This window comes from Actinoplanes cyaneus (assembly GCF_016862095.1).
Taxonomy (GTDB): domain Bacteria; phylum Actinomycetota; class Actinomycetes; order Mycobacteriales; family Micromonosporaceae; genus Actinoplanes; species Actinoplanes cyaneus.
Window position 1 is genome coordinate 59,913 of the sequence record NZ_BOMH01000015.1, and the last position, 12,759, is coordinate 72,671.

Sequence of the window (12,759 nt, forward strand, 5' to 3'; positions counted from 1 at the left end):
GGTGACCAAGAACTCCATGGAGGAACCACGTGCCGAGTACCCCTTGGCGCCGGCGTCGATCGACGGATAGTCCCCGTCCCGCCGGCCGCCGTTGGGCTGGTCGTCTGCGTCGCGGCGGGACTCTCGCCCGGCAGGCTCTGCTGGTTCGGGTGGGTCGCCGGAACACCGAGACGCGCCGGGCCGCCACCGCGACCCGCGCCGAAGTGCTTTACACCGGTTCGGAGCCGGGGCTGAACCATACCCTCCCCGTCCCCGGAGTTGCCCTGACGACGCCCGCCGCGTTCGAGGAGGAGAAGCCTGTCCCGGCGCCCATCCCGCTGCTCCCCGGAGCACACACGATGGCCCGCCGCGTCAGCTTCGCCCTGGTCAACGCGTGCACCCTGAGCAGCCTCGGGCTCGGCCTGCTCGCGATCTTCCTCGCCATGGAGGGCGAGGCGCAGATCGCCGCCGTCTGCCTGGTCGCCTGCGTCGCCTTCGACGGCCTCGACGGCGCGCTCGCCCGCAAGCTCGGCGTCGCCAGCCCGTTCGGCGCGCAGATGGACTCGCTCGCCGACATGTGCTCGTTCGGCCTGGCCGCGCCCGTCGTGGTCTACGCCTCGCTGGTCCACTCGGTGCCGAAACCGGCCGCCGCAGTGGCCTGCGCCCTCGTCGCCGCGTGCGCCGCGATCCGGCTGGCCCGCTTCAACGTCTCACCGAAGGACGGCCGCTTCTTCTGCGGCGTCCCCACCACGATGGCCGCGGCGGTCTTCGCCCTGGCCGTGCTGATCGGCCTGCCGTCGCTGTCCGGCATCGCGGTCCTCGCCGGCGTCGCGCTCCTGGCGTTCGCGATGGTGTCGAGCTTCCCCTACGCGAAGCTCGCCCGCATCGTGAAGCTCCCGCCGTGGCTGTGGGTGCTCCCGGTGGTCGGCGCGCTCATGGATCCTCGGCTGACGTTCATCCTGGTCGTCGCGGCGTACCTGGTCAGCGGCCCGATCCTGTGGGTTCGCGCCAAGCGCGCCTGACGTTCGCCCGTTCTCGAGGCCGCCTCTTCGGAGGCGGCCTTTTCGCACTTCAACCCCATTTGCGCGTACGTCATGAGCGCCCGCCCGTGGCATTCCCGCGCTCACTCCCCGCCCGTCCGCGCTCACTCCCGCGCCCGTCCGCGCTCACTCCCGCGCCCGTCCGCGCTCACTCCCTGCGCCCGTCCGCGCTCACTCACGCGCACGCCCGTGGCTCTCCCGCGCAAGCCGGCGACTACTCCCGGCCGCAGCGCGACTCCCGCAGGCCAGCTGGTGCTCACGGTCGTTATTCGTGCCTCATAACAACCGTGAGCACCAGCCGGAGCCGTGACCCGCGTTGCCGAGGCGGAGGGGTGTCGTGCTTGCGGACGTTCGCGAGGTCGTCCCGGCTCGAGGCGGCGGCGCGGGTCGCCGTTGGCGGCTGGTGCTCATGGTCGTTATTCGTGCCTCATAACGACCATGAGCGCCAGCTCGCAGCGTCAGCTCGCAGCGCCGGCCGCAGCACCAGCTCGCAGCACCAGCTCGCAGCGCCGGGCCGCAGCGCCGGGTCGGGGCGCCGGGCCGCAGCGCCGGGCCGGGGCGCAGGGCCGGGGCGCCGGGCTGCGGCTTTACGTGCTGATCAATGACGGTCAGCGCCAGCGCGCGATGACCGTAGCCCCACCGATCACCCGCTCGTCGACGCCGACCAGCGCCTCCGCCCGGTCGGCCGGCAGGTAGACGTCGGTGCGCGAGCCGAAGCGGATCAGGCCGAAGCGCTCACCCTTGGCCAGCAGTGTGCCGACCGGCGCGCGCTGCACGATGCGACGCGCGATCAGGCCGGTGCGCTGGGCGACGACGACAGTGCCGCGCTCGGTGTCCAGCACCGTGTACGCCGCGACGTTGTGCTCGGCCGCGGCGGTGGCCGCGTTCGCGTAGCCACCCTCCTCGACGAAGTAGTCGGCGACCCGGCCGGCGACGGGCGAGCGGTTGACGTGCACGTCAAAAACGGACAGGAAGACCGCGATGCGAAGGAACTCGCCGGGGCCGAACCGGTCGTCGCGGATCCGCTCGACGGAGAGCACCTTGCCGTCCGCGGCGGCGATGACAGCCGTCGGGTCGCCCGGCACGTCGCGCTCCGGGTCGCGGAAGAACGCGGCGACCGGGGCGGCGGCGAGCGCCGGGATCAGCCAGAGCTTCGACTTCGGGCGGGCGCGGCGGGCCAGCGCGGCCAGGCCGAGCGCGATGCCGGCGGCGGCGACGCCGTTCGAGTCGATGTGCATGGTGCGGGTCAGCGGGACGCTCGACGTGCGGAACGCCGGGGCCAGGGTCGTGGCGGTCGCCACGTCGGCCGCGGTGAAGCGCAGCCGGTGCACGCGCAGCGGCGGCTGGTTGCGGATCACCAGGTCGGAGCCGACGCCGAAGAGGGAGCCCTGCCGGAACAGCTCGGCGGCGGCACCCTGGGTGCGGCCCGGGCCGGCCGGGGCGGCGATGCTGAGCACGCCGCCGTCGGTCAGGTGCTTGGCGAGCTTGTCGATCAGGCCGCGGGTGTCCTCGGCGGTGCCGGTCTGCGGCTCACCGACGATGACCACGTCGGCGGGCTGCGCCTCGTCCAGCGACTCGACGATCTTCACTCGGTCGGCCACCCAGCTGCCCAGGCCGGTGATGTGGCCGCGGAGCAGGTCGGCGCTGCTGTGCTCGCCGGCGACCAGGACCAGGGTGTCACCGGGCAGGAGCGCCTCGACGGCGGCGGCGACCACTGTCGATACGTGATCGGCCCCGACCAGCAACGCGGTGGTGGCGGCGTTCTGCCGGGCGAACTCGGCGGTCAGGGCGCGGGCGGCCCGGGCTCCGACGGCCGGAACAGGCGTGGCGGACACGGCGGGGAACTGGGTCATTCCGCGAGCATATTGCCCCGCCCACGGGGGTTGGTCCGTGGGCGGGGCAACGGGTCATTTCTCCGTTTTGTTCTTCGGCGGCTCGGCCTGCCCCTGGTGCTCGGCCTCGAACTTGGTGGCCGGGTCCTCCAGCAACTCCTGGACGATCGAGGCGTGCACCTCGGGCGGCAGGTCCCCGGGCGTGGTCTGCACCCGGGTCTCGGCGACGACCGGGGCCGGGGCCGGCTGCTCGCGGCGTCCGGAGGTGATCGCCCCGAGCAGGCCGATCGCCCCGAACAGGATCAGGCCGCCGGCGACCGTCCAGCCCAGCGCGGGCAGGTGCAGCGTGATCACCTGGGAGATCGCCCACCAGACCGCGATCAGCAGGAAGAGCAGGCCGAAGGTCAGCGAGACGGCGTCCATCCGATGCGGTTTCATCGGATCACCTCCAGGTTTCCGGTGTCGAGGCGCAGGTCGAGCGCGAGTTTGCCACCGCCGGCGCCGTCCGCGCCGAGGTCGGTGATCTCCTGCGACTCGGCGGCGGAGCCGGTGTACTCCTGACCGAAGACCTCGGCGCGGCCGCCGACCCGGACCTGGGTGGTGGTGTCGACGTTGTCGGGCAGCAGAACCTGCAGCTGACCGACCTTCATGGTGACGGTGGTGCTCTGCTCGACGCCGGTGAAGTCGACGCTGCGCAGGTCGAGCGTGACGTTGCCGAGGGTGAACTCGTAGGAGTCGGCGACCTCGGCGAGGGTGGCCGGACGGTACACGCTGTCGCGGAACTCGCCGCCCCACTGCTCGGTGCCGGTGGAGACCAGCAGACCGGCAGCGGTCACGAAGGCCAGGAAGATCAGCCCGCGGGCGCGGCCGAACCAGGTGCCGATCAGCAGACCCAGGCCGATGGTGGCGAGGGCGGCCGCGAAGTAGGCCGAGACGGCCACGTTCAGCCCGGCCATGTCGAGCGCGGCCAGGACCCCCATCACCACGATGATCGCGAAGAACGTCAGCCGGCCCAGGATCGAGCGCTCCTTCGGCGGCTTGGGCGGCTTCACCGGCGGCGGCGGGGGCGCGGGCGGCGGGTAGGACGCCGAGCCCGCGAACGGACCGTGCGGCGCGAACGGCGGCCGGTAACCGGAGTCGGCCGGCGGCGGCGTCCAGCGGGGCGGCTCGTACGCGGTCACCGGTTCTGCGGCCGGTGCGGCCGTGGCCGTGGACTGCTGCGCGAACGCCGCAGTGGGCTCCTCCGACGGCCACGCCGGAGCCGGCCCGGGCGGTGCCGGGGGCGGCGGAAACGTCCCGGCCGGCGACCCTCGCTTGATCAGCAGGAACGCGCCGACCAGCACCGCTGCCGCGAGCATGCTGGCCCGGGCGCCGTCGCTGACCACGAACGAGAAGGTGAGCAGCGCGGCCGCGCCGAGCAGGACCACCGACAGCGGCGACATCCCGGAGCGGCCCTTGCCGAGCAGGCCCTCGACCGGCGAGGCGGTGTCGCCCTCGGACGGGATGACCAGCCAGCCGATCAGGTAGAAGAGCACGCCGGCGCCGCCCAGCACGCCGAGCACCGCGAGCAGCACCCGCCACAGCACCGGGTCGGTGTTGGTGCGGCGGGCCAGGGCGCCGCAGACCCCGGCGATGTAGCGGCCCTCCCGCGGGCGGACCAGCTGCTGACGGGCGAACGCGGCCTGCGCCGCGGTGAGCCAGGGAGGAATGTTCGCGGAAGGTGCCGGCCCGCCCTCTGGACCGGCACCCGGGGTACGGGGTTCGGCAGCTTCGTCAGTCATGTATCGATCCTGCGGCTCATCCGGCCCGAGCCGCCTCAGGAACCGACCCTGAGGCCACCCTGAGATCCGGCCCGGGGAGATCCCCGTGGTCAGGGCTTGCGCCACGTGTGACGATCGGAGGGTGACGACAACCGCCGTTCCGTCTACCCAGGTGACTCAGCCGCGCCGGCTGTACCGCCCGCGCGATCACCGCATCGTGGCCGGCGTCGCCTCCGGGCTGGCGCGCCATCTGGGCGTGCCGGTGCTGGCGGTGCGCATCAGCCTGGTGGTGCTGCTCGGCTTCAACGCTCTGGGCCTGCTGTTGTACGCGGCCTACTGGGCCGTCCTGCCGCAGGAGGCGCGCAACGACGAGCAGCCGGCCCGCCGGGACTTCGCCGCCCTGGTCCCGTTCGCCGCGATCGGCCTGGGCGTGGTCCTGTTGCAGGCGCAGCTCTTCGGCGACCAGGTGGGCACCACGGTGGGCTGGATGATCGCGGTGGTCGCGGTCGGCGCCGGGGTGATCTGGCACCAGTCCGACCCGAGCCGCCGCGAGCAGTGGACCGACGCGAACGCGCCCTCCGGCTGGATGGCCGCGATCATCGGCGAGACCGACCGGCGCTCGTTCATGTTCCGCTTCATCGGCGGCGGCATCCTGGTCGCGATCGGCGTGATCGGCGTGGTCGCGATCTACTCGCCGGCCGACTCGCTCTCCGCGGTGTTCAACGGGTTCATCTTCGCGCTCGTCGGCCTGCTCGGCGTCGGCGTGGTGGTGGCGCCCCTGGTCTGGCGCACGTTCGGCCAGCTGCGCGCCGAGCGGGAGGGGCGGATCCGCGAGCAGGAGCGGGCCGAGGTGGCCGCGATGATCCACGACCAGGTGCTGCACACGCTGGCCCTGATCCAGCGCAACTCGGCGGACATCAAGGAGGTGCAGCGGCTGGCCCGCGGCCAGGAGCGCAGCCTGCGCAACTGGCTCTACAAGCCGACCGCCTCGCCGACCGAGCGGTTCGCCGCCGCGCTCGAGCAGGCCGCCGCCGAGGTCGAGGATACGTACGCGATCACCGTCGAGACCGTGGTGGTCGGCGACACCCAGTGCGACGAGCGGGTCGCGGCCCTGGTCGCCGCCGCACGGGAGGCGCTGGTCAACGCGGCGCGGCACTCCGGTGAGCAGACCGTGTCGCTCTACGCCGAGGTCGAGCAGGATGAGCTGAGCGTTTTCGTCCGTGACCGTGGCGCCGGTTTCGATCTGAGTGGTGTGGCCGAGACACGGCACGGGGTTCGTGGTTCCATCATCGGGCGCATGCAGCGCCACGGTGGCCGTGCGGAGATCCGCAGTGCCCCCGGCAACGGTACGGAAGTGCGCCTCACCCTTCCCGTCCGGGAAAGTGTGACCGCCGGTAAGGAGTCAGCACGATGACCGAGCCCGTGACGCAGTCGGCCGGTCGGCTGACCGTCTTCCTGGTGGACGACCACGCGATGTTCCGTGCCGGGGTGCGCGCCGAGCTGGGCCGGCACGTCGAGGTGGTGGGCGAGGCCAGCACGGTGGCGGAGGCGATCAACCGCATCGGCACGATCCAGCCGGATGTGGTGCTGCTCGACGTGCACATGCCGGATGGCGGCGGCCGTGCGGTCCTGGAGGCGATCCGCCGTACGCATCCGCAGGTGAAGTTCCTGGCGCTCTCGGTGTCGGATGCCGCGGAGGACGTGATCGGCCTGATCCGCGCCGGCGCCCGGGGCTACGTGACGAAGACCATCTCGCCGGACGAACTGGCCGCGGCGGTGCGCCGGGTGTCCGACGGCGACGCGGTGTTCAGCCCGCGGCTGGCCGGTTTCGTGCTGGACGCGTTCGCCTCCCGGCCGGACGTGCCGGTCGCCGACCCGGAGCTGGACCAGCTCACCAACCGGGAGCGGGAGGTGCTGCGGCTCCTCGCGCGCGGTTATGCGTACAAGGAAATTGCCAAGGAACTGTACATCTCGATCAAGACGGTCGAAACGCACGTGTCCAATGTGCTGCGAAAACTCCAGATGAGTAACCGTTACGAGTTGTCACGATGGGCGGCTGACCGACGGCTCGTCTGAACCGAGGTCAGCCGAGCGTCACCAGAGATCGCACGTTCGGCTCCGCTCGGTGTACGTTCGGCCACTACGGGGAGTACGCGCAGCTCAGGCCACTCGAATCGGCCGAAAGAACGATCTTTGGGCGTGCGTACGGACGTAAACGGCTAATATCGGCTTGATAACGGCGCTCTTTGGTTTCAGTGCCCCTGTGTCACAGTGGCAGCTACTCACACAACCCCTCGTGAGCGCCCTTGAAGGAGACACTCCCATGCCTGGGAAAGCCCCATGGAAGATGGCGGTCGGTGCGACCGCCATCGCCCTGTTGGCCGCCGGCTGCGGTGGTGGCGGGTCAGACGACGCGTCCTCCACTTCTAATACGGTCGTGATCGGTATCGGCGAGCCGCAGCACCTGATCCCGTCGAACTCCACGGAGTCGAACGGTTCCGAGGTCCTGTCGTCGCTGTTCTACCCGCTCGTCGACTTCGACGCCCAGAACAAGCCGGTTCCGGTCGCCGCCGAGTCGATCACCCCGAACGCTGACAACTCCGTCTGGACGGTCAAGCTGAAGTCCGGCTTCACGTTCAGCAACGGCGAGCCGGTGACCTCGGACAACTACATCAACGCCTGGAACTACGGCGCCTACGGCCCGAACGCCCAGGAGGGCGCGTACTTCTTCGAGAAGATCAAGGGCTTCGGCGACCTCCAGTCGGAGGACCCGGACAAGGACGGCCCCAAGAAGGCCCCGGAGCCGAAGGCGAAGACGCTCACGGGTCTGAAGAAGGTGGATGACACCACCTTCGAGATCACGCTCGACGGCCCGTTCTCCGGCTGGGAGTCGGTCATGGGCTACACGGCGTTCTACCCGCTGCCGAAGGCCGCCTGGAAGTCCGAGGGCGTGCTCGCCGACGGCTTCGAGGACGCCATCATCGGCAACGGCCCCTTCAAGATGAAGGGCAAGTGGGAGCACGACTCCCAGATCGTCGTCGAGAAGAACCCCAGCTTCAAGGGCACGGTTCCGAAGGTCGACGGCATCACCTGGAAGATCTACCAGGACCAGCAGGCCGAGTACGCCGACCTGGTGGCGGGCAACGTCGACGTGCAGACCACCATCCCGATCGAGAGCCTCTCCAAGGCCTCCGCCGACCTGGGTGACCGGTTCAAGAAGAGCCCGAACTCCGGCTTCGGCTTCATCGGCTTCCCGCAGTACCTGCCCGAGTACAAGGACCTCCGCGTCCGGCAGGCGATCTCGATGGCGATCAACCGCCAGGAGATCATGGACCAGATCTTCCTCGGCTCGCGCACGCCGGCTACGTCGTTCGTCTCGCCGGTCGTCGCCGGTTACCGGGAGAACACCTGTGGCGACAACTGCAAGTACGACCCGGTCAAGGCCAAGCAGCTCTACACCGAGGCCAACGGCCCGAAGGAACTGAAGATCACGTACAACGCCGACGGTGGCCACAAGGCCTGGATCGACGCGACGTGCAACCAGATCAAGGCGACCCTCGGCGTGAACTGCGTCGGCGTCGGCGAGCCCAAGTTCTCGGACATGCTGACCAAGGCCAAGGCGCACGAGAACATCGGCCTGATCCGTCTCGCCTGGCTGATGGACTACCCGCTGATGGAGAACTACCTCGGCCCGCTGTACAGCACCACCGGTTCCTCCAACTACTACGGGTACAGCAACCCGACCTTCGACAACCTGGTGAAGGCCGGCGTGGTGGCGAAGACGTCCGAGGAAGCGATCGCCAAGTGGCAGGCCGCCGAGGACATCCTCGCGAAGGAGCTGCCGGTTGCGCCGATCTACACCCAGCAGAACGTCTTCGGGTACTCGACGAAGGTCAACAACGTGACCGTCGACCTGTTCCAGAAGGTGGACCTCTACAAGATCGAAGTCGTCGGCTGATCTGACCGCTCGACCGGTGGTGGCGTCACGGAGGATGTGAAACCGTGGCGCCACCACTGTGTTACCCCAACGTCATTGTCGCCGTGCTCACGAGGCCGGCGCTCTTCCGCGGAAGAGGCTAAACCCGTATGTTCCGCTATATCGTGCGGCGCTTACTCCAGATGGTGCTCACCTTCTTCGGTGCCACCTTCCTGGTGTACGCGCTGATCTTCGCCAACCAGAACGACCCCATCCAGGCGTTGGCCGGCGAACGACCCATCACGGAGAGTCAGCGCCTCGCGCTGACCCAGAGGTACCACCTGGATGAAGGCTTCTTCATGCAGTACTGGTACTACATCAAAGGCCTGCTCACCGGCGACTTCGGCACGTCACTGACGGGCCGCAAGATCGGTGACATGATGGTCGACGCGTGGCCGGTGACCGCCCGGCTCGCCCTCATCGCCATCGTCATCGCCGCTGTCTTCTCGGTGACCTTCGGCGTCTACTCCGCCATCCGGCGGGGTGGCCTCTTCGACAACCTCTCGCTGGTCGTCACGCTGGTCCTGCTGGCCATGCCGATCGTCGTGATCGCACCCCTCTTCCAGCTGATCTTCGGCATTCAGCTCGGCTGGTTCCCCCCTACCGCAACACGGGACGCGACGTTCTGGCAACTGCTTTTGCCGGCCATCGTGCTCGCCTGCATCGTGATCGCGCCAGAAATGCGGGTCACCCGGACGTCGGTGGTGGAGAATCTGCGCGCCGACTACGTCCGCACCGCGCGGGCCAAGGGCCTGACCCGGATGCGGGTCATCTGGGTGCACGTCCTGCGCAACTCGCTCATCCCGGTCATCACGCTGATCGGTGTCGACCTGGGCTCGCTGCTGGCCGGCGCCATCGTCACCGAGCACGTCTTCAACATCCCCGGCGTCGGCTTCAACCTCGCCCGGGCCATCAACACCGAGGACGGCCCGCTCGTGGTCGGTTTCGTGAGCATCCTGGTGATCCTGTTCCTGTTCATCAACCTGCTCGTCGACCTTCTGTACGCCGCCCTCGACCCCAGGATCCGCTATGAGTGACTTGAACACCGTGACCGCGGCCGAGGCGCCCGGCGGTCAGCCGAACGTGCCGCACGGTCCGGTCAAGAAGGACAAGCCGCGCAGTCTCGCCGCGGACGCCTGGTCCGAACTGCGCCGGCGGAAGATCTTCTGGATCGCGATCGTGCTGGTGGCGTTCATCCTGGTGATGTCGTTCTGGCCGAGCCTGTTCACCTCCGCCGATCCGCGGGCGTGCTCGCTCTCCAACCAGTACAAGGGGCCGAGCGGCAGCGCCCTGTTCGGGTACGACTTCCAGGGCTGCGACGTCTACGCCAAGGTCGTCAACGGCGCGTTCAACTCGATCCGGGTGGGCGTGTTCTCGACGTTGGTCGCCGGCATCATCGGCCTGATCTTCGGTATGGCCTCGGGCTACTTCGGCGGCTGGGTGGACGCGGTCCTGTCCCGGTTCATCGACATCATGCTGGGCGTGCCGTTCCTGCTGGCCGGCATCGTGCTCTCCCGCCGCCTGTCGTCCGACCCGGCCAGCGACGGCGTCTTCGCGGTCACCCTCACCCTGGGTCTGCTGAGCTGGACCTCCGGAGCCCGGGTGATGCGTTCCGCGGTCATCTCGGCGAAGCAGCAGGATTACGTGGCGGCTGCCCGGATGCTGGGCGCCAAGCCGTCCCGGCTCATCCTGCAGCACATTCTTCCGAACTCCATCGCGTCGTACATCGTCCTGTTGACGCTGCTCCTCGGTATCAACATCGCCAGCGAGGCGACCCTGTCGTTCCTCGGCGTCGGACTCAAGGGCGACGCGATCAGCTGGGGCATCATGATCGCCGAGGGCACCCAGTTCGCTCGGACCCAGCCGTGGCCCCTGGTCTGGCCGGCGATCTTCCTCGGCGTGACGGTGCTCGCCTTCATCATGCTCGGCGACGCGGTACGCGACGCTTTCGACCCGAAGTTGCGGTGACAGCGGCATGACCGACTGCACCGAGCGGCAGAACCCGCAGCCCGACTACAACGCCGCAGGCGAGGGCCACGAGGGTATGCCAGAGGAGACATTGTGACGGATATCAAGGCGCAAATGGACGTCCTACCGGGCGTCGACCCGCGCGCACCCCTGCTCGAAGTGAAAGACCTGCACGTCGAGTTCCGCACGAACTACGGTGTGGCCAAGGCCGTCAACGGCGCCAACTTCCTGCTCTCCCCGGGCGAGACGCTGGCGATCCTCGGCGAGTCCGGCTGTGGCAAGTCGGTGACCGCGCAAGCGATCATGGGCATTCTGGACACGCCGCCCGGCTACGTCACGAAGGGCCAGATCAACTACCGCGGCGTCGACCTCCTCAAGCTCTCCGAGGAGAAGCGCCGCAAGGTCCGGGCCAACCGGATCGCGATGATCTTCCAGGACGCGCTCTCCGCGCTGAACCCGGTCTACACCGTCGGTTTCCAGCTCGGCGAGCTGTTCCGCAAGCACCGCGGGATGTCCCGCGCCGAGGCCAAGCGGCGCTCGATCGACCTGCTCGACCAGGTCAAGATCCCGGGCGCCAAGACGCGTGTCGACGACTACCCGCACCAGTTCTCGGGCGGTATGCGGCAGCGCGTCATGATCGCCATGGCGCTGGCGCTCGACCCCGAGGTGCTGATCGCCGACGAGCCCACCACGGCGCTCGACGTCACCGTGCAGGCGCAGATCATGGGCCTGCTCGCGGACCTGCAGCGGCAGCGCAACATGGGCCTCATCCTGATCACGCACGACATGGGCGTGGTCGCGGACGTGGCGGACCGGATCTCCGTGATGTACGCGGGCAAGGTCGTCGAGGAGGCGCCGGTCTACGACATCTACGCGCGCCCGGCCCACCCGTACACGAAGGCCCTTCTCGAGTCGATTCCGCGGCTCGACATGAAGGGTCAGCAGCTCAGCGTCATCCGCGGCCTGCCGCCGGCGCTGACCGACGTCCCGCGGGGCTGCGCGTTCAACCCGCGCTGCGCGTACGCGCGGGACGCCTGCCGTCAGGACCCGGCGCCGCCGCCGTACCAGGTCTCGGTCCAGCCGCACCGCACGGCCCGCTGCCACTTCTTCCGGGAGGTCATCGGTGAGTGACGTAGTCCTCGAAACCAAGGGTCTGGTCAAGCACTTCCCGATCACCCAGGGCATCGTCTTCCAGTCCAAGGTGGGTGCGGTCCGCGCCGTCGACGGCGTTGACCTGCACCTGCGCCGCGGCGAGACGCTCGGGGTGGTCGGTGAGTCCGGCTGCGGCAAGTCGACCCTGGCCAAGCTGCTCGTCGGCCTGGAGAAGCCGACCGCCGGCTCGATCAACGTGCGCGGCCAGAACATGGTCACGATGAAGGGCGCCGAGCTGCGCCGGGCCCGTCGCAACATCCAGATGGTGCTGCAGGACCCGTACACCTCGCTCAACCCGCGGATGACGGTCGGCGACATCATCGGCGAGCCGTTCGCGATCCACCCCGAGGTGGTCCCGAAGAAGGGCCGCCAGCGGGCGGTGCAGGACCTGCTGGACACGGTCGGCCTCAACCCCGACCACATCAACCGGTACCCGCACCAGTTCTCCGGCGGTCAGCGCCAGCGCATCGGCATCGCCCGTGCGCTCGCGCTCAAGCCCGAGATCATCGTCTGCGACGAGCCGGTGTCGGCGCTCGACGTGTCCATCCAGGCGCAGGTGATCAACCTGCTCGAGCGCCTGCAGAACGAGTTCGGCCTGTCGTACATCTTCATCGCGCACGACCTGTCAGTGGTTCGCCACATCTCCGACCGGGTCGCTGTGATGTACCTCGGCAAGGTGATCGAAACCGGTCACGACCAGGCGATCTACGAGCAGCCGACGCACCCGTACACCCAGGCGCTGCTCTCCGCCGTCCCGGTCCCGGACCCGCGCCTGCGCGGCCACCGTGACCAGATCGTCCTGGAGGGCGACGTCCCGTCCCCGGCCAACCCGCCGTCGGGATGCCGCTTCCGCACCCGGTGCTGGAAGGCCTCGGAGATCTGCGCCCAGCAGGAGCCCCTGCTGCAGATCCGGGAGCGTTCCCCGCACCCCAGCGCGTGCCACTTCGCGGAGATCCGCGACGTCGTGCACGGTCGCTGAACCCGGGCAGCAGGCCGGGCCGGATCCTTCCGGCCCGGCCTTCGCCATTTCCGGGCTCGGCTGGCCCTTGTGG

General features: G+C 69.3%; 11 protein-coding genes. 8 read left to right on the forward strand and 3 right to left on the reverse strand.

The genetic code is table 11. The features are described 5' to 3' along the window. Positions 1–29 precede the first annotated feature (29 nt). On the forward strand, positions 30–1,001 hold the full coding sequence (locus Acy02nite_RS09855; RefSeq protein ID WP_425548161.1) for a CDP-alcohol phosphatidyltransferase family protein: 972 nt from the start codon (positions 30–32) through the stop codon (positions 999–1,001). Positions 1,002–1,627: 626 nt separating this feature from the next. On the opposite strand, the gene Acy02nite_RS09860 is transcribed toward Acy02nite_RS09855, so the two are convergent. From Acy02nite_RS09860 to Acy02nite_RS09870, 3 genes are read right to left on the reverse strand one after another with little or no spacing between them, the layout of a single operon-like run. Next, on the reverse strand, positions 1,628–2,872 hold the full coding sequence (locus Acy02nite_RS09860; RefSeq protein ID WP_203739637.1) for a phosphatidylserine decarboxylase: 1,245 nt from the start codon (positions 2,870–2,872) through the stop codon (positions 1,628–1,630). A 54-nt stretch (positions 2,873–2,926) separates the two neighbouring features. Next, a complete protein-coding gene (locus tag Acy02nite_RS09865) occupies positions 2,927–3,289 on the reverse strand; it encodes a phage holin family protein (RefSeq protein ID WP_203739638.1) in 363 nt (120 codons plus the stop codon). Beyond that, entirely contained in the window at positions 3,286–4,632 is a 1,347-nt protein-coding gene (locus Acy02nite_RS09870; RefSeq protein ID WP_203739639.1) for a PspC domain-containing protein, read from the reverse strand. Before Acy02nite_RS09870 ends, Acy02nite_RS09865 begins: the two co-directional genes overlap by 4 nt. A 151-nt stretch (positions 4,633–4,783) precedes the next feature. On the opposite strand from Acy02nite_RS09870, the gene Acy02nite_RS09875 reads away from it, so the two are divergent. The 7 genes from Acy02nite_RS09875 to Acy02nite_RS09905 all read left to right on the forward strand — a co-directional run bounded on the left by Acy02nite_RS09875 (position 4,784) and on the right by Acy02nite_RS09905 (position 12,686). Next, positions 4,784–6,025: an ATP-binding protein gene (locus Acy02nite_RS09875; protein WP_203739640.1), complete on the forward strand. Its 1,242-nt coding sequence runs from the start codon at positions 4,784–4,786 to the stop codon at positions 6,023–6,025. Next, on the forward strand, positions 6,022–6,687 hold the full coding sequence (locus Acy02nite_RS09880) for a response regulator (protein WP_203739641.1): 666 nt from the start codon (positions 6,022–6,024) through the stop codon (positions 6,685–6,687). The genes Acy02nite_RS09875 and Acy02nite_RS09880 overlap by 4 nt, the downstream gene beginning before the upstream one ends. Before the next feature lie 247 nt (positions 6,688–6,934). Then, positions 6,935–8,569, forward strand: coding sequence for a peptide ABC transporter substrate-binding protein (locus Acy02nite_RS09885; protein WP_203739642.1), 1,635 nt, complete (start codon positions 6,935–6,937; stop codon positions 8,567–8,569). A 128-nt stretch (positions 8,570–8,697) separates the two neighbouring features. Further along, positions 8,698–9,624, forward strand: a complete 927-nt coding sequence (locus Acy02nite_RS09890) for an ABC transporter permease (protein WP_203739643.1) — start codon at positions 8,698–8,700, stop codon at positions 9,622–9,624. Continuing rightward, entirely contained in the window at positions 9,617–10,555 is a 939-nt protein-coding gene (locus tag Acy02nite_RS09895; RefSeq protein ID WP_203739644.1) for an ABC transporter permease, read from the forward strand. Before Acy02nite_RS09890 ends, Acy02nite_RS09895 begins: the two co-directional genes overlap by 8 nt. A gap of 114 nt (positions 10,556–10,669) precedes the next feature. Continuing rightward, complete coding sequence (locus tag Acy02nite_RS09900; RefSeq protein ID WP_425548192.1) at positions 10,670–11,686, forward strand: ABC transporter ATP-binding protein; 1,017 nt, start codon at positions 10,670–10,672, stop codon at positions 11,684–11,686. Next, complete coding sequence (locus tag Acy02nite_RS09905) at positions 11,679–12,686, forward strand: ABC transporter ATP-binding protein (protein WP_203739645.1); 1,008 nt, start codon at positions 11,679–11,681, stop codon at positions 12,684–12,686. Before Acy02nite_RS09900 ends, Acy02nite_RS09905 begins: the two co-directional genes overlap by 8 nt. Positions 12,687–12,759: the final 73 nt, after the last annotated feature.

What these genes read in the sequence shown, in the direction of transcription:
- Acy02nite_RS09890 (WP_203739643.1), top strand. Translation starts at nt 8,698, where the DNA reads ATGTTCCGCTATATCGTGCGGCGCTTACTCCAGATGGTGCTCACCTTC.
- Acy02nite_RS09900 (WP_425548192.1), top strand. Translation starts at nt 10,670, where the DNA reads ATGGACGTCCTACCGGGCGTCGACCCGCGCGCACCCCTGCTCGAAGTG.
- Acy02nite_RS09865 (WP_203739638.1), bottom strand. Translation starts at nt 3,289, where the DNA reads ATGAAACCGCATCGGATGGACGCCGTCTCGCTGACCTTCGGCCTGCTC.
- Acy02nite_RS09895 (WP_203739644.1), top strand. Translation starts at nt 9,617, where the DNA reads ATGAGTGACTTGAACACCGTGACCGCGGCCGAGGCGCCCGGCGGTCAG.
- Acy02nite_RS09870 (WP_203739639.1), bottom strand. Translation starts at nt 4,632, where the DNA reads ATGACTGACGAAGCTGCCGAACCCCGTACCCCGGGTGCCGGTCCAGAG.
- Acy02nite_RS09880 (WP_203739641.1), top strand. Translation starts at nt 6,022, where the DNA reads ATGACCGAGCCCGTGACGCAGTCGGCCGGTCGGCTGACCGTCTTCCTG.
- Acy02nite_RS09860 (WP_203739637.1), bottom strand. Translation starts at nt 2,872, where the DNA reads ATGACCCAGTTCCCCGCCGTGTCCGCCACGCCTGTTCCGGCCGTCGGA.
- Acy02nite_RS09885 (WP_203739642.1), top strand. Translation starts at nt 6,935, where the DNA reads ATGCCTGGGAAAGCCCCATGGAAGATGGCGGTCGGTGCGACCGCCATC.